The 22,592-nt window shown below is 54.9% G+C and carries 18 protein-coding genes and 1 tRNA gene; 6 read left to right on the top strand and 13 right to left on the bottom strand.

Annotated features, from left to right (window positions below):
• The first annotated feature begins 124 nt into the window (after positions 1-124).
• Positions 125-577: a MarR family winged helix-turn-helix transcriptional regulator gene (locus DFP90_RS14090; RefSeq protein WP_115937129.1), complete on the top strand. Its 453-nt coding sequence runs from the start codon at positions 125-127 to the stop codon at positions 575-577.
• A gap of 4 nt (positions 578-581) precedes the next feature.
• Here the strand turns inward: DFP90_RS14090 and DFP90_RS14085 are convergent, their stop codons facing one another.
• From DFP90_RS14085 to DFP90_RS22920, 4 genes are all read right to left on the bottom strand, one after another.
• On the bottom strand, positions 582-1,055 hold the full coding sequence (locus DFP90_RS14085) for a DUF2948 family protein (RefSeq protein ID WP_115937128.1): 474 nt from the start codon (positions 1,053-1,055) through the stop codon (positions 582-584).
• 27 nt (positions 1,056-1,082) lie between these two features.
• Positions 1,083-2,369: a UDP-N-acetylglucosamine 1-carboxyvinyltransferase gene (gene murA, locus DFP90_RS14080; RefSeq protein ID WP_115937127.1), complete on the bottom strand. Its 1,287-nt coding sequence runs from the start codon at positions 2,367-2,369 to the stop codon at positions 1,083-1,085.
• Positions 2,370-2,453: 84 nt separating this feature from the next.
• On the bottom strand, positions 2,454-3,008 hold the full coding sequence (dcd, locus tag DFP90_RS14075; RefSeq protein WP_115937126.1) for a dCTP deaminase: 555 nt from the start codon (positions 3,006-3,008) through the stop codon (positions 2,454-2,456).
• Between the two features lie 149 nt (positions 3,009-3,157).
• Entirely contained in the window at positions 3,158-3,319 is a 162-nt protein-coding gene (locus DFP90_RS22920) for a hypothetical protein (RefSeq protein ID WP_181905359.1), read from the bottom strand.
• A gap of 214 nt (positions 3,320-3,533) precedes the next feature.
• Here DFP90_RS22920 and DFP90_RS14070 point away from each other — a divergent pair.
• Both DFP90_RS14070 and DFP90_RS14065 read left to right on the top strand, forming a co-directional pair.
• Positions 3,534-3,608, top strand: a tRNA-Thr gene (locus DFP90_RS14070).
• Between the two features lie 218 nt (positions 3,609-3,826).
• A complete protein-coding gene (locus DFP90_RS14065) occupies positions 3,827-4,924 on the top strand; it encodes a GNAT family N-acetyltransferase (RefSeq protein ID WP_181905358.1) in 1,098 nt (365 codons plus the stop codon).
• A gap of 52 nt (positions 4,925-4,976) precedes the next feature.
• Here the strand turns inward: DFP90_RS14065 and DFP90_RS14060 are convergent, their stop codons facing one another.
• The 3 genes from DFP90_RS14060 to DFP90_RS14050 all read right to left on the bottom strand — a co-directional run bounded on the left by DFP90_RS14060 (position 4,977) and on the right by DFP90_RS14050 (position 8,766).
• Positions 4,977-5,960, bottom strand: a complete 984-nt coding sequence (locus DFP90_RS14060) for a DUF2336 domain-containing protein (RefSeq protein ID WP_115937124.1) — start codon at positions 5,958-5,960, stop codon at positions 4,977-4,979.
• Between the two features lie 234 nt (positions 5,961-6,194).
• Positions 6,195-7,634, bottom strand: coding sequence for a TIGR03013 family XrtA/PEP-CTERM system glycosyltransferase (locus DFP90_RS14055; RefSeq protein WP_115937123.1), 1,440 nt, complete (start codon positions 7,632-7,634; stop codon positions 6,195-6,197).
• A 295-nt stretch (positions 7,635-7,929) separates the two neighbouring features.
• Positions 7,930-8,766 (bottom strand): metallophosphoesterase, encoded by an 837-nt coding sequence (locus DFP90_RS14050; protein ID WP_181905357.1) that lies wholly within the window; start codon positions 8,764-8,766, stop codon positions 7,930-7,932.
• A gap of 150 nt (positions 8,767-8,916) precedes the next feature.
• On the opposite strand from DFP90_RS14050, the gene prsK reads away from it, so the two are divergent.
• A complete protein-coding gene (prsK, locus tag DFP90_RS14045; RefSeq protein ID WP_115937121.1) occupies positions 8,917-11,001 on the top strand; it encodes an XrtA/PEP-CTERM system histidine kinase PrsK in 2,085 nt (694 codons plus the stop codon).
• On the opposite strand, the gene DFP90_RS14040 is transcribed toward prsK, so the two are convergent.
• Entirely contained in the window at positions 10,979-12,184 is a 1,206-nt protein-coding gene (locus DFP90_RS14040; protein ID WP_115937120.1) for a glycosyltransferase family 4 protein, read from the bottom strand. The genes prsK and DFP90_RS14040 overlap by 23 nt on opposite strands.
• A gap of 219 nt (positions 12,185-12,403) precedes the next feature.
• Here DFP90_RS14040 and DFP90_RS14035 point away from each other — a divergent pair, with 219 nt between their 5' ends.
• Positions 12,404-13,603 (top strand): glycosyltransferase family 4 protein, encoded by a 1,200-nt coding sequence (locus tag DFP90_RS14035; protein WP_218044678.1) that lies wholly within the window; start codon positions 12,404-12,406, stop codon positions 13,601-13,603.
• 66 nt (positions 13,604-13,669) lie between these two features.
• On the opposite strand, the gene wecC is transcribed toward DFP90_RS14035, so the two are convergent.
• Positions 13,670-14,911, bottom strand: a complete 1,242-nt coding sequence (gene wecC / locus DFP90_RS14030) for a UDP-N-acetyl-D-mannosamine dehydrogenase (protein ID WP_115937119.1) — start codon at positions 14,909-14,911, stop codon at positions 13,670-13,672.
• Between the two features lie 239 nt (positions 14,912-15,150).
• On the opposite strand from wecC, the gene DFP90_RS14025 reads away from it, so the two are divergent.
• Positions 15,151-16,443, top strand: coding sequence for a TIGR04063 family PEP-CTERM/XrtA system glycosyltransferase (locus DFP90_RS14025; RefSeq protein WP_218044677.1), 1,293 nt, complete (start codon positions 15,151-15,153; stop codon positions 16,441-16,443).
• Between the two features lie 3 nt (positions 16,444-16,446).
• On the opposite strand, the gene DFP90_RS14020 is transcribed toward DFP90_RS14025, so the two are convergent.
• From DFP90_RS14020 to prsT, 4 genes are read right to left on the bottom strand one after another with little or no spacing between them, the layout of a single operon-like run.
• Complete coding sequence (locus tag DFP90_RS14020; protein ID WP_115937118.1) at positions 16,447-18,168, bottom strand: hypothetical protein; 1,722 nt, start codon at positions 18,166-18,168, stop codon at positions 16,447-16,449.
• 9 nt (positions 18,169-18,177) lie between these two features.
• On the bottom strand, positions 18,178-19,518 hold the full coding sequence (locus tag DFP90_RS14015; RefSeq protein ID WP_115937117.1) for a putative O-glycosylation ligase, exosortase A system-associated: 1,341 nt from the start codon (positions 19,516-19,518) through the stop codon (positions 18,178-18,180).
• A gap of 9 nt (positions 19,519-19,527) precedes the next feature.
• Entirely contained in the window at positions 19,528-19,686 is a 159-nt protein-coding gene (locus tag DFP90_RS22915; RefSeq protein WP_181905356.1) for a hypothetical protein, read from the bottom strand.
• A gap of 42 nt (positions 19,687-19,728) precedes the next feature.
• On the bottom strand, positions 19,729-22,512 hold the full coding sequence (gene prsT / locus DFP90_RS14010; RefSeq protein ID WP_115937116.1) for an XrtA/PEP-CTERM system TPR-repeat protein PrsT: 2,784 nt from the start codon (positions 22,510-22,512) through the stop codon (positions 19,729-19,731).
• Positions 22,513-22,592 lie beyond the last annotated feature (80 nt).

Raw genomic sequence — 22,592 nt, 5'->3', positions numbered from 1 at the left:
TCGTCTGTTCCCTGCGCCGAACAGCCGCACTCTTGAGTGTGAGGGAGAATGCTGCTTAGACTCGTTATGATTCGGACAGACGCCCTCCAACGCCTTCGGCAGCAAATAAACGGAAATTCCCGCCATGCCCGACAAAACTGAAGAATTGCATCTGGAAAATTTCCTGCCCTATCGGCTTTCCATTCTTGATAACCGGGTCAGCCAGGCGCTGTCTGGTATTTATCAGGAAAGGTTCGGCCTGAGCATTCCGGAATGGCGGGTCATGGCGATTTTGGGGCGGCATGCGCCGCTCTCGTCAAACCAGGTCGCCGATCGCGGCAGCATGGACAAGGCCAAGGTTAGCCGGGCAGTTGCACGCCTGCTGGAACGGGATCTGATCAGCCGGGAGACCGACCCGCGGGACAATCGCCTTCTCATCCTGAAACTCAGCAGCAAAGGACGACGCATCTATGCCAAGATTTCTCCCTTGGCGCTTGGCTGGGAAAAGGCATTGATTGGCTGCCTGGAACCGGAAGAAGCCGAAATCCTGGATCGGATCATCGACAAACTGCACCGCCAGGTGGACCAACTGGGCTGATCATTCAGCCGCCGGTCCCTTCATTTTCATGGCCTGGCTTCCATCGGGTCGGCCAGCTTTCGCCCATATCCTCCATGGCGCAGGCCAGTCCGGAAACGGTCAGACGGATGGCACCGCCACCAGAGAAATGCAGCACAATGTTGCAATTGCCGTCCGCATCAGGCCCACCATCGCAATAGGCAATGGTCAGAAGTTCCAGCACACGGTCATTCTCATTCCGGTCAATCCCCCGGAAAGCCACAGAGCGCACATGGTCAAAACGCAGACCCGACAACACCCGGCGATAAGGCTCCGTGTGCTTGCCTGCGCGCACATCCTCCCAGCAGAAACGGTTCAGGACCAAAATAAAGGTCTGATCTTGGGCGGCATATTGAACATCGCTGAGCGGGACCAGCGCATCCTGCAGCATGGAGGAGAGGACAGTCATATCCTCCAGATCCTTTGCCAACAGCCTGATTGGTTTATGTTCCGCTGTCATCTCCGGTTATCCCTGCATTCACCTTGGTTATTCTGAAATCCGCTCAATATCCGCCCCACAGGCGGACAGTTTTGCTTCCAGTCGCTCATAGCCGCGATCCAGATGATACACACGTTGCACCAGTGTCTCCCCTTCCGCTGCCAAACCAGCGATAACCAGCGACATGGAAGCGCGAAGATCGGTCGCCATAACGGGTGCGCCATGCATCTGATCCACACCGCGCACCATGGCAGAACGGCCATGCAGGTTGATATTCGCCCCCATGCGCATCAGTTCCGGCACATGCATGAAACGGTTTTCAAAAATCGATTCCGTGATCATGGACGCCCCATCGGCAGTAGCCAACAGAGCCATGATCTGGGCTTGGAGGTCAGTCGGGAAGCCCGGATAGGGTTCGGTCATCACATCGGCACCAATCAGATTGTCACAGCGGCTGTGCACGCCGCCCTCAACATCCTCAAACGCCATGCCGGCTGCTTCCAAAGCCTCAATTGCGGAGCCGAGATGGTCCCGCCTTGCGCCCAGCAGGGTGACCTCGCCCCGTGTGGCTGCCGCCGCCATCATCAGGCTCGCGGTTTCAATCCGATCGGCCACCACGGCATGTTTCGCACCATGCAGCCGCTCAACTCCCTCGATGGTCAGGGTATCGGACCCGATGCCATCGATCTTGGCCCCCATCGCCACCAGGCATTCCGCCAGATCGACCACTTCCGGCTCGCGCGCCGCATTCACCAGGCGGGTTGTCCCCTTGGCCAGCGCCGCCGCCATCAACAGATTTTCCGTCGCACCAACCGATACAAAGGGGAAAACCACTTCCGCGCCGTGCAGGCCATTGGGCGCGCTGGCGACCACATAGCCCTGGTCCAGTTCGATCTCTGCGCCCAGCTGTTGCAGGCCCTTGAGATGCAGATCAACCGGACGCGTGCCAATGGCACAGCCACCCGGTAATGACACCCGTGCATTGCCGAACCGCGCCAGCAGCGGTCCCAGCACCAAGATTGAGGCGCGCATCTTACGAACCAGGTCATAGGGGGCCGTGGTGTTTTCGATATTGGCCGCATTCAGAGAGACGGTCAGGCCGTGGCAGCCCTCGCCCTTGAAGCTTTCATCACCGTTCATGTCCAGCGCCACACCATGCTGGACCAACAGCTTGGCCAATGTGGTGATATCCGCCAGACGCGGCAAATTGGAGAGGGTCAGCACATCGTCAGTGAGCAGGCTCGCGCACATCAGCGGCAGGGCCGCATTTTTCGCCCCCCCAACCCGGATCGTCCCGTTCAGCCGTTTGCCGCCGCGAATGGCAATCTTATCCATCTATAGTCTTTCCTGTCATATAAGGCCGGACATACCGCTCAGCGAACGGTCGCGGCCATGGTCTCATCCACGGACACCAAGAAATCAGATCTTGGGCAATGTCACCCCGGTCTGACCCATATATTTCCCGGCCCGATCGGCATAGGAAACATCCGGCGGGTTGTCGCCCTTGAAGAACAGGAACTGACACGCCCCTTCATTGGCATAAATTTTCGCCGGCAGCGGGGTGGTGTTGGAAAACTCCAAGGTCACATGCCCTTCCCATTCCGGTTCGAGCGGCGTGACATTCACAATGATGCCGCAACGGGCATAAGTGGATTTGCCAAGACAGATCACCAATACATCCCGCGGGATGCGGAAATACTCCACCGTCCTTGCCAGGGCAAAGGAATTGGGCGGAATGATACAGACATCCGACTGACGCTGAACAAAGGTCTGCTCAGAAAACTGCTTCGGATCAACAATAGCATTGTCGACATTGGTGAAGATCATGAATTCATCGGCCACCCGGGCGTCATAGCCATAAGAGGAAACCCCGTAGGAGATCATATTCTCTCGGCGCTGAGCATCCACGAACGGCTCAATCATTCCATTAGTCTCGGCCTGTTCGCGTATCCAGTGATCCGGCATGATCGACATGGCAAATCCTATTCTTCATAGTTCCGGCGACGGGGCAGATCTCCCCGGGGCCTAAGTGGCAACCCAATCATGAGAATTGGCGTCCGAAACGGTTTCTACCGGCCGATCATGGCCGCATTATGACGCTTCCATCTCACGATCTTTTTCAATCAGCTATCCTGCGGCTTGTTCCCCGGATCCAAATCATCCCCCGTATCCTTCCGGCCCCTGGTCTGCGACTTGCGGCGACGCAGATTCTCACGCAGCTTTGCGGCAAGCCGTTCTTCTTTTTGCTGGCGCTCTAGGGATTTATCGGTTGGGGTCTTATCCACGGCGAAACACTCTCACAAATATACCTGTCCCTATACTATATATGGTGCCGGAATGTGCAACAGATACCAATCCCGAGGAAACACCGCCCGGATTGACCGGGAAATCTTTTTTTTGCATTTTTTTGGCAAAGGCACTTGCGCTGCCCCGAACCCTATGGCATATACCCGCCCGTCCGAGGGACACTGCTTCTTCAGACAAACATTTACCCAATATGCCGCGGTAGCTCAGGGGTAGAGCACGTCATTGGTAATGACGGGGCCGGCGGTTCAATTCCGCCCCGCGGCACCATTAAAAAGCCCGCTGATTTTTCAGCGGGCTTTTTAATTGCCGTCCCGCCCAAGCGCGGTTACTTTTGCCCCGGAAACCAAATCACATCCTCATTCATGGCCGATATGGGAAGTAATCCCTGAGGAACGGATCGAATCACTGCGATGCCGCATTCACCCCAGCCAGATAATCCGCCTACGCACGCCCTGCCAACGGACTATGAATTCCGCTGCAGGCCCGTGGATCAAATCATCGACCTGGCGGAAAAATGGCAAGCCCTTGAAAGCCGGGCAGATCCAAAATTCATGCTGTCCTGGACCTGGATCTGCTGCTGGCTGAAACAGGTTGGGAATGATGCCTTCCTGCTGGAGGGCAAATTGGGAGACGAAACGGTTCTCCTCGGCCTGCTGGCCAGGCATGAGGAGCATCGCCACGGCTTTGTCAGGGCCCGCCAACTCCATCTTCATGCCACAGGTCTGCCGGACAAAGACCAGATCTGCATAGAGTATAACGGTTTCCTGACAGGGCAGAACATGCGACCGCAGTTGCTGACAGCCGCCGTTGATTACCTGCGTCGCGATGCGGAAACCAAAAAGATCCTGGGTACCTGGGATGAACTGGTTATCCGTAATGCCCCGGCCCCGGATCGTGTGGCTTTTCAGCATACCGGCCTGCCTCAACGCGTGATCGCGCTGGACCGCTGTTATGCCACCGACCTTGCCGCCATCCGCGAACAGGGCAAGAGCTTTCTGGACAGCCTGTCGAAAAACAGCCGCGCCCAGATCCGCAAGAGCATGCGCCTTTATGAGGAGCGCGGTGCTTTATGTCTCGAGCGGGCCAAAAGTGCACAGGAAGCCAAACAATGGTTTTGGGACCTGGCCCCGTTGCATGAAGCGCGCTGGCTTGAGAAAGCGCACAATCACCGCCCAGCGCATCAAAATGATGCTTTCACAGGCTTCCATGAAGATCTGATTGATGAATGCTGGCCCTTGGGCCAGATTGAAATGGTCAGGATCCGTTGTGGGGATAAAGCGATCGGGTATCTCTATAATTTTCTTTATAGGGATCGGGTCTATTTTTATCTCTCCGCTCTATCCTATGATAATAACCCCCGTATCAAGCCGGGCATGGTCTGTCATGCGCTCTGCATCCAGGACCACCTGGAAAAGGGAGCTGTCATCTATGATTTCATGGCGGGCGACCAACGCTATAAAGCCAGTCTGGGCGAGGTGTCTGAAGATTTTGCCAGCATCGCCCTACAGCAACCCCGCGTCACCCTCACCCTGGAACGCTGGCTCACCAGTTTCAAACATTGGATTATTCGGCAATCCAGATAAAAAAACCGGCGGAACATGCCGCCGGTTTTTCTTATTCAATTCTTAATATATGTCAGTGCTTCTCGCCGGACGGACCGTATAGCTCTTCCAGGTTCCGGCGGTAATTCTCATAATTCTCTTCCTGCAGGCCGATCCGCTCAAACAGGCGTTCGCGGCCATAGTTACCGCCATTCTTCAAGACATTGGTCAATTCATCACGATCAATGCCCAACAGCCTGGAGGCCGCGAGCTCAAACAATTCCTTGCGGCTGAAATCCAGCGCCATCATGACAAAGCCGCTGTCCAGCTCACCTTTTTGTGCCAGCATCTCAACCAGACCGGCATAATCAAGATCACCATTGCGATCCTGCAGCAGATTATCCGCGATCTGTTCATCATCATTCCAGAGAATGCGTTCATATTCGCCGAAATCTTCCTCCCGGCTGCCAAACAGTTTGGATTTCACCTCATGGGTGATCCGGCGGATGAAATGGCGGGAAACGCTTTCCTGTAGCGCCCGACGATCGGTCAGCAACTGGCGCAGGCGCGTATCTCCGCCGAAATATTCCTCGAGAATCTCCATGGTTTCGGAAGAAAGTTCCGCGCTTTCATTTTCCAGCAGAACCCGGACCACCAATTTGTCACGGGTTTCCGCCAAGGCGGCCGAGACCCGGTCCGGCAGCCCCCGGCGGCTGGCAACAACCATATTTTTCTCGGTATTGCCTTCGGCGATGATCTCGATCAGATCTTCCGGTGTCAAAAGCGGTGAGAATTTCAGCAGACTGAGGGATACTTGCTCCACGTCATTGGCAAGATCAAGCGCGATATCCCGTGGGATAGCCCCCGAATTACGGATCTCCCAGGCCAGGCGACTGCGCACCATCACTTCGGCATCATGGGCCAGTACCCGGAGGATCTTTTCCGCAAGGATACGTTCCTGTTCGGAATATTCCATCTGCTCGTGATCCCGCGCGATTTTCTTGGCAATGGACGCGCGCACTTCCGGCGACGGATTGTTCGACAACCGTTGAATATCGTCAGATGTGATCTGGAACATTTCCCAGTCCTGCCCCTTTTTATCTAGTTTCTTAACCGCCGTTGTTGTTGACCGGCAGTTCCCCCCGCCAGCCTTTGCGGATACCGGCCATTTCTACACACGCCCGGTAATTGCAAAAAGCACACCAAACAAATAAAGTGTTTATTTTCAATATATTAAAGCAAAAATCGCTAAGCGTTTTAACCGAATCGTCAAATTTTCCGTCAGTCGAAACCGACCACTAATCTGATCAACTCAGCGTGCACCTTCGCCGAATAAGACCACACGCACTGTCTGGATCAAAATCACAATATCCAGAAAGAAACCGATGTTTTTGAGATAATATAGGTCGAAGGCATGTTTTTCATGCGCATCTTCCAATGTCGCTCCATAAGGATAATTGATCTGGGCCCAGCCCGTAATGCCTGGCTTGATGCGGTGCCGTTCACGATAAAATGGCACCTTCTCATCCAGGTCATTCACAAATACCGGTCGCTCCGGTCGTGGCCCGACAAAACTCATCTCACCCTTCAGCACATTGAGGATCTGCGGGATTTCGTCAATGCGGGTCTTCCGTATGAAACGTCCGACACGGGTAACACGGTCATCATTCTTGCTTGCCCATTGCGCGCCTTTGGCTTCGGCATCAGTCCGCATACTGCGGAATTTCAGGACGCTAAAGGTCCGGCCGTCCAGCCCAACCCGTTCCTGGCTATAGAAAATCGGCCCGCGGCTGTCCAGCTTAATTGCGATCATCGTGAGCAGCATGATGGGCAGCACGGTCAGGACAAACATCGCGGAAACCGCGATATCAAAGATCCGTTTCACCACCCGTTTGCCCATGGAAACACGGAAACCATCGGAGAAGATAATCCAGCTAGGCCGGATGGTTTTCAAATCCACTTTGCCAAGTTCCCGCTCCCAGAAATTGGCAAATTCCGTAACCTGGATCCCGCGCAGCTTGCAATCCATCATCTCCCAAATCGGCAGACCGTCGCCCAGCTTGCCTTCCGGCCGGCGTCGGTCCCGAAGGGTCACCACAATCTCATCGACATCATTGGCGGAGGCAAAATCCGCCAGTGCATAGCGATCAGTTCGCAAATTGTCGGACAATACTGGCTGAACGTCGCAACGTTCCTCGCTGCGGCCAAAGCTCAAAAAACCGACCAGTTCGAATAGTTTCTGGTCGTCGGTGCGCGCCACCTGGTAAATTTTTTCCGCCTGGGAACCGGTCCCCAGCACCAACACACGCTTGCGTAAGACCTTGCGGTCGCGCATGAGGCGATCAAACACGACCCGTACCATCACCGCCGCCAGGGCATAGATGCCAACGGCCGCCCCCCAGCCGGTGAGCGGAAAACGCAAGTCGGGGCTGAATAACCACCAATGGACAAGGAAAACCACGCCCAACACAACAGATACGATCAGGAAGGCGGCAACCCACTGGGTCGCCCGGAAGCCACCGCGCATGGTCACACGCCGGCTGTAAAAACCGATGCTGCAGACCGTCACAAACACGGACAAAGCCAAGCTTGCCACAAGAATGTTGAGATCAATATCACCGGTATCCAATCCTGGATCTCTCAGGGTGATATTCGCCATGAAAAAGGCAGCGACCGAGAAGAGAGCCATCTCGGAAAATGCAAGCAGGATGGCATATAGAGAAATATGATGCCGAAACACCCGAACCATCATCGCACTTTTCTCCCCCTGCGGGTTTCTTCCGTCTAATTTGCCGTCCAATACGGCTGGAGGCGTTTTCTAACGCCCCACGACATTATAGGCATAGCCCATGGCCAGCCCTGCTTTCTAGCAGGCATGCCATACAGGATATCCCCCAATTTCCGACTAATGCCACCTCCCCCGAAACGGCGTCAAGCCGAAGGAATAGCTACATTAGATTTCCGCGAACAACAAGGAAAAAGACCCGCAATCCCGCCCGAAGGCTCCCACCAGGACATGGCCTCGGCAGCTATTCCTGATCAATTGATCAATAGACTTCGCCTCGGGCTGAAAGGATTTCATACTCACCCTCGGCAAAAATCGCACAAGAGAGAATGCCGGAGCGATAAACGCCGGTATCAATGGCAAATCGCTTACCAATCGGGCCTGCTTTTTTATGAATACTGTGGCCATGTATCTGACAGATCTGCTTGTCACCAAAAAGCAGCGCCTTGTCGGACGGTCCGCGGTTCCAAGCCCAATGATCGGCGCTATAGGTATCCCAGGGTCTAGAGATGGCCTCGGCAGCATCCTGGTCTTCCGATATGCCCGCATGAACCGCCAACAGGGTTCCGTTTAAATAGGCCGGCCGCATAGCCTCGACCAGTTCCCGCCGATCTGGTCCCAGCATTTCAATCAGGCGCGTGCGAAAGCCACCGGGCTGGGCAATGATCGACGGCAGAGGCGGACAGTCATCCTGTCCCGAAAGGCTGTTATAAGTGTCGCGACCACCAAACAGCATCCAGTTTGGCGCATTTTCGGCACAATCCTCATCCGAGCGAAGGCAATATTTCAACATCAATTCGTGATTGCCCAGCAAGGGCACAAATTCCAGGTCGGTCCTTTTGAGCAGTTGCAAGGCAAGATCCATGCAACCGCCGCTATCCGGCCCCCGGTCGATCAGATCCCCCACCTGCACGATCACCCGTCGATAAGGTTTCATTCGATCGAATACCGCTTCGATCTGCCCGACCATATCCCTGAACTGGTTGAGATATCCGTGAACATCCCCGATCACCGCGACGGCGGTTCCAGATTCTGGTGTTCCATCAAATGACTGGCTATGTCGTCGTCCGAACGCAAACTGCGAGAAGATTTTCTGCACTACTACCTTTTCCGAAAGATCGGCAATTGAAACTTCACTAAGATCCATATACCCATTTTATGGAAATTCAAAGGCACTGTCACAACCTTCAAGCGTTTTTTATTTCGCTAGCAATATTTTTAAGTTAGTGCCTCTTCGGGGAGAGAGTCTGTGGTCTGGTTGATTGAATCGGTCGGTTATGCCTTAACAACGGCAACCTTCGGCGTGCTTTGGATCCTGCTGATCACCCGACCGTTGCAGGAACGGCGCCGCCGCCTTTTGAGGCTGGCCCCGTTGCTCACCGTGATTTGGGGCTCTGTCAGCCTGCTCAGCAGTCTTCTCAATCTGCCCCCGGCCTATGGCAACATCCTCCAGGTCCTTCACAGCGCAGGCTGGTTGTTTGTCATCCATCAATTGGTGAACCGCACCCCCGGCACCAAGATGCGCGAACGCACCACCTTGGGAATCATCACCGCAATCGCCCTGCTGACCGGCATCTGGTCCCTGGTCGAAAACGCGCCGACCAATCTGGTTGTGACCTTCTATGCAGGTTCCATGTGCCTGATGCAGGTTGCGGGCCTTCTTATCCTGGAAAATGTGGTGCGACATTCCGATTCAGAACGGCGCTGGGCGCTCAAACACCTGCTGCTGGGATGTGCCGCCATGCAGGTCTTTGATTTGATGCTCTTTGCCGAAATGCTGCTGTTCGGTTCCATGGATCCGACTTATGAGGTCGCCCAAGGCTATGTAGCTGCCATCGCCGCCCCCTTGATCGCGGTGTCGGTCATGCGCTACCGATCCTGGAAAATCGATCTGCATGTATCCCGGGATGTCGTCTATCATTCAACCGTTCTGGTTCTCTCCGGCATTTATCTGCTAAGCGTTGCCGCCGCGGGGTATTACCTGAAACAGTTTGGCGGCGACTGGGGCACCATCAGCTCCATTGTCGTGGCCTTTGCGGCCGTGATCACCTTGGTTCTTGCCGCCTCTTCCGCCAGCATCCGAGCCCGAATCCGCATCTGGATAGGCACACATTTTTTCAGCAACAAATACGACTATCGCAAGGAATGGCTGCGTTTCACCGAAGCCATGTCGGATAATCGCGGCGGAGAAGATTTCCACGCCCGACTATTGCGCAGCATCGGTGATGTGGTTGACAGCACCGGTGGAGCCATCTGGCTCCACAGCCCCGACGATCAGGCATTTGCCCTGGAAACACATGTCAATATCGGCGATGAACTGCGTGCGCTGCCCGCCGACCATCCAATGTTGGTCCATCTGCATGATACCGGCCATCTGATCGATTTCATCCACGATGATCTCCCCGAAGAACTGCGCACCAGACTTCAGATCCCCACATGGCTGGCAGAAAACAAGCGGGCCTGGCTGGTCCTGCCCCTGATCAGGATGGAACGGCTCATTGGAATTGTCGCCCTCGCCCGCCCCCGGGTATCTCGGAAACTGGATGAGGAAGATGCAGACCTTTTGAGAGTCATCTGCCAGCAGGTGGCCAGCTACGCAGCCGAAGAACGCAGCCAACGCAATCTGGAAGACGCGAAACAGTTGGAGAAGTTCAACAAGCGTTTCGCCTTTGTGGTCCATGACCTTAAAAATGCCATCAGCCAGCTTTCCATGATGCTGAAAAACGCCGAGAAGCATGCAGCCAATCCGGAATTCCAGAAAGACATGCTTCAAACCGTGGAAAACACAGTTGAGCGCATGAAAAACATGATGGAACGCCTGAAATCCGATCAGGATGCCAAGGACAATCCTGCAGATCCGCCCCGCAATATAAAGGATCTGATGGCCGAGCATTTTGCTGCCTGGCAAAAAAAGACCGATGCGATCAGCCTCACCATGGATGAGGAGCCAATTGACCTGGCGGTGTCCGGAGAGAAAATACGTTCCATCCTTGATCATCTGATCACCAATGCTTCCGAAGCCGCCGGGGAGAATGGTCATATCGAATTGGGGCTGAACCGGCTCTCGGACAGGATCAGCATCACGATCACCGACGACGGCCCCGGCATGGATGCGGATTTCATCAAAAACAAACTTTTCCGGCCGCTCAATACCAGCAAAAAAGGCGGCTTCGGCATCGGTGCCTATCAAGTCCAGCATCTGGCCCGCGAAATCGGCGGCTATTTGCAGGTCAGCTCCGAACCCGGCAAAGGCACCCGCATCACCATCGATTTCATGAAAAAAACAGCAGAAAGCCCTGAGGATATATCAGTCAGGCCGACTGTCGCCCCTTAACCGCACCGAGAAACACCTCTCGATAACGGGCGAACATGACATTCTCGTCGAAATTCTCCGCGACGAACCGGCTGTTCTCCAGCCCAAGTTCCCGGGTCAAATCAGGATTTTGCAACAGTGTTGAGATCTGATCCGCCAGGGCACCCGCGGATTTCTCACAGATATAGGCGCGGTTGTCAGGCGACACCATATTGGCAATATCCCCGACATCGACACTGGCCACCGCACATTTCGATGCCATGGCCTCCAGAAGGCTGAAGGGCATCTGTTCCGTATCAGACGACAAGGCATAAATATCAAATCGGCCTAGCACCGCTTCCGGATTATTCAGACGACCGGCAAAGACGATATCCCCGCCGGCGTTGGTGGAGGCCGCATAGCTTTCCAGATCATCCCGCAAGGCACCATCACCAATGATCACCAATTTGCAAATATGATGCTCCCGGACCAGGTTGAAAGCATCAATCAAACGCCGAAGATTTTTCTCCGGCCGCAGGGTCGCGACCGTCCCGATGACCGGCAGACCCGGGTCATCCAGGCCCAACCGTGTCACTAGGGCTGGGTCGGGACTTGAGGAAAAACGGGAAAGATCAATGCCGTTGGGCAAATATCTGACGATGGATTTTGGCAGATGCCATTCCCTGCGCGCGATATTCTCCAGCATTCTGGAAGGAGCGACAAGCGTACTGGCTCCGCTATAAGACAGGAAACGGAATAGATTGCGCCGCAACAGCCGGGTGACAACCTCTTCCGGGCCAAATCCGTCCTGCATATCCACATGCGGGCAAACCGCCATCAGCCGATTGGCGATGGCAAAATCAACCGCTCCCCAATTATAGGTCACCAGCAAATCCACATTCAAATCGCGCATGAGCTGACGGGCCCGCCGATATTCGGGCATCCGGAAGGGTTTTGGAAAATCCTCGCGCACTTTTTCCCAGTTTGAGACCTCTTCCAGCAATTCGGCCGCCTGCCAATTGTTGGAGAGTGACAAAACCAAATGATGGAATTCCGTACCAAGCCCCTTCACCAGTTGCACGAAACGGGTCTGTGACCCGCCGATATCGAAAGACGGAAAAACATGCAGCAATCGATATTGTCTGCCACCGGAAGAACGCGTCCGGCCCGGTGGATCTTGGGTCACTTCATTGGATTGCGTCACTGGCTGGGACTGACGTGACAACGGTTACACTCCGTTCCTGTAGGGCTCGGCTTGATCGCCGCCCAAAAACAGTCGGACCATATACCAGCCCCCTCCTGTTTAAAAGCCTGTCGCATTTAATTCAATTACCGGGTTCCACAGCTCCTATCCAGCTGCTATAGCCTTTGGAAATCCACCTTTTCTAAATTAGACCTGGCTGAACGCTATTGCCGGGCAAATGCATAAGCCTGGTGATCCGGTATGATCAAAATACTGACCTTTACGAGCCTGTTCCCCAATCAGCAGCAACCGAATTTCGGCGTATTTGTTGAAAATCGGCTGCGCCATTTGAAAGCATCGGGAGAGGTGGAAGCCAAAGTACTGGCCCCCGTTCCCTGGTTTCCCATCGCTTCCGACCGTTTTGGCAAATATGGCAAGCTGGCGCAGGTGCCGGAACAGGAAATACGGCATGGTCTGGAAATCAATCATCCGCGCTTTCCGGTGATCCCTAAAATCGGCATGATTATTAGCCCCTATCTGCTGTATCGGGCCATGCGCCCCATCGTGCGGCGGATCATCGAATCCGGTTATGATTTTGATCTTTTGGATGCCCATTATTTTTATCCGGATGGTGTGGCAGCCGCCCTTCTGGCCCGTGACTTCAACAAGCCTTTTATCATCACCGCACGCGGTGCCGACCTGAACCAGTTCCCCGGCTTTCCAATCCCGAAGAAATGGATCCGTTGGGCTGCCGACCAGGCGGATGGCATCATCACCGTGAGTAATGCACTCACCGAACCGCTGAAAGATCTCTGTGCCGATATGGAGAAAGTTACCTTCTTGCGGAACGGCGTGGATCTGACAGGCTTTCAACCAATGAACCAGGAACAGGCACGGCAGAAATATAGCGTTTCCGGCAAGATCGGCGTTTCCGTTGGCGGCTTGATTGAACGCAAAGGCCATCACATCACCATCGATGCGGTCAAGGAAATCCCTGATTTGACTTTCCTGATTGCCGGAGAAGGACCGGAGCGCGCCAATCTAGAGGCTCAAATCGCACGCAATGGCCTCAAAGACCGGGTGCGCCTTCTGGGTGCGGTCCCGCATAAAGAACTGTCAGAACTCTTTTCCGCTGCCGATTTCAGTGTTTTAAGTTCCAGCAGTGAGGGCTGGGCCAATGTCCTGTTGGAATCCATGGCCAGCGGCACACCGGTCGTGGCCACCCGGATCGGCGGCACTGACGAGGTTGTCACCGCTCCGGAGGCAGGCTTGTTAGTGGATCAACGCGCGCCCGGCGCTATCGCTGACGGCATCAGGACATTGCTTGATAATATGCCGGAACGCACAGCCACCCGCGCCTATGCCGAAAAATTCAGCTGGGATGACACCACCCAGGGTCAGCTTCGTCTGTTCCGCAAGATCCTGGCGCAAGAGCCGGGTCGCTTGCGACCAACCGGTTGATAAGATCAAACATGAAACAAAAAAGGCCGCTCTCGGGAGCGGCCTTTTCATTGGATTTTCCACCAATCAGCTTTTGATCGTGCGAATCACAACCTTGCTGTCCAGGGCCGCCGGCGCAATATCCTTGAATTGGCGATGCGCCACCAGGAAGACCGCGATATCGGCCTGATCCAGGGCATCCCCGGAGTCCATCAGGGAAATGTTGCCGGCATTTTCCAGACTGGCGGGCAGTTTGGAAATATTGGGTTCCACCGCAATCACCTCACCATCCAGTTTGCTGCTCAGCAGTTTCACAATATCCAGCGCCGGGCTTTCCCGCAGATCGTCAATGTCCGCCTTATAAGTCAGACCGAAGCAGGCAACCTTGGGTGCCTTGAACCTGTCCGCGGCGGCCAGCACCTTATCGATGACAAAATGCGGCTTGGCATCATTCACTTCCCGTGCCGTGCGGATCAAACGCGCATCTTCGGGATTTTGCGCGACAATGAACCAGGGATCCACCGCGATACAATGACCACCAACACCGGGACCAGGCTGCAGGATATTCACACGCGGATGGCGGTTGGTCAGGTTGATCAATTCCCAGACATCAATATCCAGGCCGTCGCAGATCACTGACAATTCATTGGCAAAGGCGATATTCACATCCCGGTAGGAGTTTTCCACCAGTTTGGCGAGTTCCGCTGTGCGGGCATTGGTCAGGATGCATTCCCCGGTAACAAAGGTCCGATAGAATGCTTCCGCCTTCTCCGAACATTCATGGGTGATGCCGCCGATGATCCGGTCATTCTCAACCAGCTCCCGCAGGACATGGCCCGGCAGGATGCGTTCAGGGCAATGTGCCAGATTGACATCCGGCGTTTTGGACTGATGCGGGAAAGCAAGGTCCGGGCGCATTTCGCTCAACCAGCTGGAAATTGCCGCGGTCGTGCCAACCGGTGAAGTGGATTCCAAAATGACCATGTCACCTTTTTTAATCACTGGCGCAATGGAGCGGGTCGCCGCCTCCAGATAGGCCAGGTCCGGCTGCTTGTCATCTTTGAATGGGGTCGGCACGGCCAGCATGAAAACATCCGCCGCCTGGGCTTCGGTTGTGGCTTTCAAACGCCCCATCGTGACGGATGCCTGTACCAGGATATCCAGATCCGGCTCGACAATATGAACCTTGCCATCATTGATCGTGCGGACCGCATGCTCATTCACATCGACGCCGATCACATCAAAGCCGCGGCTTGCCAGAATGGCAGCAGTCGGCAAACCGACATAGCCCAGCCCGATGACCGACACGGTTTTTACATTGGTGTCCACCCGTTCACTCCTTGTCTGCAGTCAATGAGAGCTTTCATAGCGGCCCTGTTTGGCGTTGGCAACGCCAACTTGCTTTCACAGTGAAATAGAACCAAATCCAGAAGAAGCCCGGGCTCCTGCCAAAGGCACGCCGTCGCCGGACACCGCCTCCTTCCCCGAATAGGGGTTTCCCATCAAACTGAATTCCGCTATTCAACGGTGGGGCATTCAAAGGGCATCATCCACGAGCGCCGGATCGCATGCTGTTCCTGATCCAGGAACAGGCCGACGGCCATGATGACAACTCAAGGACGGTTAAACGGTCAGACATGCGCATTCTGCATATTTTGGATCATTCCATCCCGCTGCATAGCGGCTATACATTCCGAACCCTGTCGATCCTTCGGGAGCAGCGCCGCCGCGGCTGGGAAACCTTCCATCTGACCGGCCCAAAACATACCCAGGATTATGTGCCGAGAGAAACCGTGCCTTCCAAGGATGGAGACTGGGAGTTTTATCGCACACCTGCTCCGGATGGTTTTGTTGCAAAACTTCCGGTCCTTGGTGAGTTTGCCCTAATGAATGCCATGACCCGCCGTCTGGATGAAGTGATCCAGGAAGTCAAACCGGACATCCTGCATGCCCACAGCCCGGCGCTAAACGGCATTCCGGCGTTAAGGGCCGGCAAAAAGCATGGCATTCCGGTGGTCTATGAAATCCGCGCTTTCTGGGAAGATGCCGCCGTTAGCCACGGCACATGCCGTGCCTGGGGTCCGCGCTATCGCCTGACCCGCGCCCTGGAAACCTATGTCTTGCGCAATGTGAATGCCGCAACCACCATATGCGAAGGCCTGCGTCAGGATATTATTGAACGCAATATCCCGGCCGAAAAGCTGACCGTCATCCCCAACGCCATTGATCTGAATGAGTTTCCCGACCGCCAGGTATTACGTGACCCCAAGCTGGTCCAGGATCTCGGGCTGGAGGGAAAGCTCGTGCTGGGCTTCATCGGCTCTTTTTATGAATATGAAGGGCTGGACCTACTCCTGGATGCCTTCCCCGCAATCAAAAAAGAAATCCCCGAAGCCACGATCCTGATGGTCGGCGGCGGCCAGGCCGAACAGGCCCTGCGCGACCAGGCAAAATCATTGGGCATTGAGCAGGACATCATCTTCACCGGCCGGGTTCCCCATGATGTGGTCGATCAATATTACGCACTGGTTGATATCCTGGCCTATCCGCGCCATTCCATGCGCCTGACCGAGACGGTCACACCCCTGAAACCGCTGGAAGCCATGGCCCAGCGCCGGATATTCATTGCCTCTGATGTGGGCGGTCACAAGGAACTGATCGACCATGGCAGGACCGGTACATTGTTCCAGGCCGGCAATGCCGAAGCCCTGGCGACGGAACTGGTGGCACTGGCCCGTAAACGGGACGACTGGCCGGCCATAGGCACGGCCGGACGCCAATATGTGGAAGACGTCCGCAACTGGGCCAACAGTGTCAGCAATTACGAAGGGGTCTATGGGGCACTTTTGGCAAAAAGCTGAAACCTAGCCCATCCTCTGGAACAAATATTCCAGCGTTGCCATCCGGTTATAGGCTTCCGGGTCGTTGATTCCTTCGGCCCGGAACAGCCTCCCCATGACCGGGAAGCCCGGATCAATCAACCGCGATATATAGTCCGCGCCTAGCGAATAGTATTTCTCTTGCTGCAATCGGCTCTTGATCCGATAAGCCCGCTTTCGCAGGAAAATCGGCCGGTGGACCGATTCCAGATGCTTGATACGATAGCCGCGCGGCGGCCCGTTCAGAAAATTGTAGCCATAGCTGCTGCCATAGGAGGCCAGCTGCCGGTCCAGCAACGCAATCATCCGCGCTTCCAACAGACCAAACTGTTTATGCCGCAAGGGAATGGTGGCCGTGTCGGCTATCGTATCCACTTCCAGGAACGGATAAATCGCATAACCAAAACGTTGGTTAAGCGCGACATCGCGTGACGTCCAATAGCGTCCCCGAAACAATGGATAAAGTCCCTCGATTTCAGCACGCGAAAAGCGGTCGCTGCCGGTTCCCAGCACCGACTTCATCTCCTCGATCAGGATATCCTCGAACTCACCGGGCGCAAAAGCACCGGTGCAGGCCCGTGCGTCATAGCGACTGTAACTGGCCTGGACAAAGGAGCGTGCCTTGATGGACCGGTTCGGCAGATACCAGAAATTCCGGTAAATCTCGCCCAAAGACCCATTCAGCAATACCTTGCCTCCGGCAATCCTGTCCTTGCGGTCCTGCAGGTCAGGGGCCGGACCGAACAGACCGTCCGCACGCCAGCCATCAAAGGTGAAAAACGCTTTTTGAAAGGTCTCCGCATATTCATCCGGATCCAGCTGACGCGCGGCCTTGTTGATCACCTTGATCGGCCAGCCCTCGCCCTCACAAATCGCGCGGGCAACCTTCACATCATCATCATTATCCCGGCCATAGGTATAGAGATGGGGCAGCTTTCCCACCTGTTTGAACAACGCCACCTGCAATCGGGAATCATAGCCGCCCGAGAGGGCGCATTGGAATTTTTCCGGAAACAGATCCAACATCTGTTTCCAATATGGGATAAGCCGCTCATTTTGTGCTTCGGCGATTGCATCCAGCGACAGGCCGTCATAGCCATTGCCTTCCAAACTGACCGGCAGGCGGATCGGATAATCCGCCAACACGCCACCGATTTCATGGATGCGATCCACCGGCAGACTCTTCACCTCCCTTGCCGGAGTGCGACAGCCGAACACCGTTTCATTCCAGACATATTGGTAACATCCATAATCATCTGGAGTCAGGGTACCGGTCATCTGCCCAAGGGCGAGGAAGGATGTGGAATGATACCGGCGGTTTGCATCATGATAAATCTTCATGCTGCCCAATTGGTCACTCAGGCAATAGAGCCGCCCGCCCTTGCCGACCAGCAGGGCAAAATGCCCCGATGTCCCGCGCAGGCAGTGCTCACCCGGCACGAAATTCCGGAAAAATGCCGTCAGCGCAACACGCCCTTCGTTGCCGTCGAAGAGAAATGTGCCGGCGGCAAAGATGAAATCGCCCCCCTCCAACACGATATATTGGCTATCGCGCTGATCCAGAGGATTGAAAAGGCAAATGCGTTGGCCCTGATAGGATCGGTCTTCCACCAGGGAAAAGCCATGCTCCTGATGGTCCAAAATCAGTTGATCCAGACGGCTAGACGGCCCGGCATCATGCTGATCAGAAACAATGAAAATACCCATGTCTGCGCCCTAGACCGCTTTCCTGCTGTTTTTCAACTGGCTCTTGCGAGAGCCGCGTCCGGCCTTTTGCGGCTCATAGACCCGCCGGACATATTGGTCCAGACTGATCGCGATCGCGACGTAATAATAGATAAAAGGTTGGAACGCGACCCCGATGAAGGAGCTGCCCGCCATATGGACCAAAATGGCGGTCATAACAGCCGTGGAGAGATCGCGTGCCCACGTCAGTTCCGGCACGTCACGCGTCTTCTTCTTGGTTTTCCTCAGTGACAGTACCGCCAGCAGAATGATCAGAAGATAGAGCGCCAACCCCAGATAGCCATGTTCGCCCAAAACCTCAAAATAGGCGCTATGGAATGCCTTGCCGGCCACTTCATATAATTCTTCTTCGCCATCTTCATTGATGATGGTCTGGGTATAGCGCGAAAGCCTGTAAACACCGAACCCGCCGCCCAACGGGTTGTCCTGAACATAATCCCAGGTCCATTTCCAGACGACGATACGGCCCAAAGCCGATGTTTCGGTATTGTATTCGGTCACAGTCGACATACGGTCAAGCCAGCTGTCATCAGCAACCGACAGGGCTGCAGCAGCCGCCACCAGGACAATCAAGGCATTCCGGATCTTATTGGCAGCCAACCACCAATAAACCATCGCCAAAACGCCAAGAGAGATCAGGCCGGTGCGCGCATGTGTGCCCAGAATTGTCAGCAAACTGCAGGCCTGAAACCCCAGGAATCCCAGTTTCACAATCCAATGTTTCGGAAAGATCAGACTATGTCTCATCAAATAAATCTGGAACGGGATCGAACAGGCCACCACCATGGCCAGGGTGCTGCCTTCCGCCAATCCCGAATTGCCCGACAGCAGGCCCAGATTCATGCTATAGCCGCCACCTGTCATCAAGGTTTTAACCCCAAAGGTCATGAAGGTGCCGGACAGCGACACAACAATCGCCAGCAACATGGCTTCCAGTTGAACGCGGGTCCGGAACAGGTAGGGCAAGAAGATGGAAAAGGTCACCGCCTTGAAGGCAAAATCCCATTTGATCCAGGCATGGCCCGGCAAGGCCGCCCTGAAAGTCGTGAAGGTGATCCATAAGGCGAACAGGATCAAAAGAAAGGTGATGATATTGAATTTCGGGGGACTTTTCCGATCCATCACGAGATAGGTCCCAATACATCCCGCGGCCATCACAAGGGCAATCGGAATCTCCGTCAATATCGAATAGGAAACCTTACTGGGCGAAAAAAGATCGACCCAGATATAGCCCATACCAAAAACAAAGGGCGTGCTTGCCCCGGCACAGACAATGACGATAAAGACCCCGAGAAGAAAGACACTGCGCATTTTGGTCCCTTATCCCTCGGCATCCAATGTCTGGGCTTCAGCCTTTTCCCGTTCCCGAATTTCATCGGCTTCCGGATACCACGGACGGGAGCGATCCAGAAGAATCGCCCGGACAATCACATAAATCAGCAACGCACTGCTGATCAGAATTGATAATGTATCCAGCATTTCTCTTTTATCCCGATCCCGGCCGTCACACCTTCAAACCAGCTACTGCGACGTCAGCTTTTCCAGCAGCGCAACCGCATCCCCGCGTTCTGCAAACCCGATATTCGATCCAAGCGCCTTGGAAAGATGCCGGGCCGCCTCATCCTTTCGTCCCATGGCATTCAGCACAGCAGCATAGTGATAGGCCAGTTCCGGATTGTCGGGCGCTTGAACGATCGCTTTTTGCAGAATTTCAAACCCTTCTTCCACCCGGCCCTGCTTGAACAGGATCCAGGCATAAGTATCGGCTACCGGCGCTGATTTCGGCGCCAATTCATAGGCCCGTTTGGCATAATCCAAAGCCTTACCATGCTCCGTGATACTGTAGATCCAGCCGAGATTGTTCCAGGGCATGGCGTTATTGGGCGTATGCTTGGTCAATTCCAGGTAATATTCTTCCGCTTGGCCATAATTGCCGACAGCCAGCAAATTATCCGCCAGCAGCATCTTACTGTCGATATCACTGGGATTGGCAGCAACCCAATCCTTGAGCCAGGCAAAGGCCTCTTCCTGCCGATCATCCCTTGCTACCGCAGCGAAATAGCGCATCACCACGGTCGCGTCCGGGGCTTCGTTCAAAAGTTCGCGGTAGTAGGCAATGGCCGCGGTCACCTTTCCCGACTGATAAAGATAATCAGCCTTACGGATCTGGAGGGCGCGCTCATTAATCCCGCCCCCGGCCGTTTCAAGAACATCGATAGCAGCATCCACCCCGTCGGTTTTCAACTTCAACTCTGAAAGTCCGAGCCGCGCATCCTGGTGCCCGGGGTCCATTTCAAGAACCTTGTTCAACGCATCTTCGACACCGGAAAAATCCTTTGCTGCGGTCAGGACCTGGGCATATTGCATATGGGCTGCAATATTCCGGGGCTCCAAAGCGACAAATTTCCGCATGACCTCGGCCGCCTGCTTCGGCCGCCCCAGTGCCATCAGAACCTGCACCTGGGCTTGGAAGGCATCTGCGGTTTCCGGGAAAAGTCCGGCATATTCCTGGGCTCTGGCCAGGGCATCATCCAACCGTTTCGCCCGGATAAGGAAACTGATCCGATCCCTATGGTATTTGGGCTCGCCCGGTTCCGACCGGATCGCTTTTTCATACCAGTCCAATGCCGTGACATCATCGGCGCGGATTTCATAAATTCGCGCCATAATGACCATGGCAGCCCCAAGATCCGGCTTGGCCTTCAACAGGGTCCGCAAGATCGCCTCCCCATCGGCCACACGGCCATCAACCATGGCAAGAGTGGCCAGACTGAGGCGGACCGGCACAAAATCCGGAAATTTCTCAGCCACCGCCTCAAATGCATCGATGGCTTCCGCATCCCGTTCCAACAAACGCAAAACATCGGCCCGAATATAATAGGGCAAGGGATCACCCGGATTACTCTCAACAAGCTGATCTGCCGCGGCCAGCGCTTCTTCATAGTCACGGGCCTGGACGTAGCTGGCCACCAAAGCAAAACCCGCTTCATTCACCTGCCTGCCCGTTTTGACCAGCTGCTCCAGCTGTTCTTGTGCTTCCGATGCACCATCTAAGCTCAGATTGCTGATCGCGGCCTGAGTCTTGATGTCGGCATTTTCTGGGTCTATGGCGCTGGCCGCCTTGAAAACCTCCCGTGCCTGATCCGCCTGTCCGCCCATCAGATAGACTTTGCCCAACAGGCTGAGCACCCGGATATTGGCAGGGGCAATCTCGCGGGCGCTTTCCAGGACATCCTGAGCCCTGAGCAACTCGCCGCGGCGCACATGGATGCTTGCCTTCAAGGCCAAGGCTTCCGGACTGTCGGGATAAAGCGCCAGATACCGCCTGTTATACTCCTGGGCATGATTTAACTCACCCTGGGACAGTTTCACATTGCTGTAGAGGAAAATTGCCGGTGCAAATTGCAGCTGACTATCGCCGCGCTGTGAGAGAATCTCATCCGCACGATCCGCATCACCGGACCGGAAGACCAACAAAGCATCCAAATAGGTGGCTCTGACATCGTCCGGATAAAGCGCCAGCATCCTGTCTGCATCCGCACGGGCCAGTTCGTCCCGGTCCATGGAAACCCCCACCAAGGCGCGTTGGAACAAGCTGCCCTGATCATCGGGGTTTAATTCCAAGGCTTGGGAATAATATCCCATGGCGGCTTCCAACCGACCCTGAGCACGTTCAACCTCGCCCCGGATAAGAAGAAGTCGCGGTGTCTTTCCGTTCCCGGCTATGTAATCGTCAATCGCCTTGATGGCTTTGTCATGTTTTTCTTGTAGCAGATGGGCACTGGCCAGCATTTCAGACGCCTGCGCAAAAGCAGGCTTCTCCGCGACCGCCTGTTCCGCAAATTTCTCTGCCGCCGGCAATTTCTTGAGTTCCAGCGCGGCAATCGCCTTTTGCACCAGCAGGGCGGCCTTTTGTCCCTTGGATGTTATTTCGATCGAGGTTTTTCCAAGAACATCCTCGAAGCGGTTCAAAAGGTTATAGGTGCGGGCCAGGTCAAGCTGTAGCAAAGCCGGATCTGCGCCATTCTCCAATGCGTTTTCCAGTTCTTTTTCCGCCCCGAGGGCATCCCCCGTGGTCAGATAGGCGCGGGCCAGTTCGATCCGCAGCACCGGCTCCTTCGGCTGAAGGCGTACCGCGTTTTTCAATTGGATGATCGCTGCCTTCATCTCATTTTTGGAAATGAATTGCTGAGCTTCTTCCAACAGCGCCTTGGTTTCACCATTCAGCGCCGCCGAGGCGGCCCCCATTTGAACCGCACCAGCCAACGCCAGTCCAACCACTATGGAACGCAAGGAAACTGTCATCACCACCTCAGAAACTCACCATTAATACGCGTCCGTGATACCAAACCGCACCGGAAGGGTCTCTCCGGTGCGGTCCAGGA

The sequence above is a fragment of the Aestuariispira insulae genome (assembly GCF_003385955.1).
GTDB classification, from domain to species: domain Bacteria; phylum Pseudomonadota; class Alphaproteobacteria; order UBA8366; family Aestuariispiraceae; genus Aestuariispira; species Aestuariispira insulae.
The sequence above is the reverse complement of the archived record's forward strand: the minus strand, read 5'-3'. Positions and strand labels throughout refer to the sequence as shown.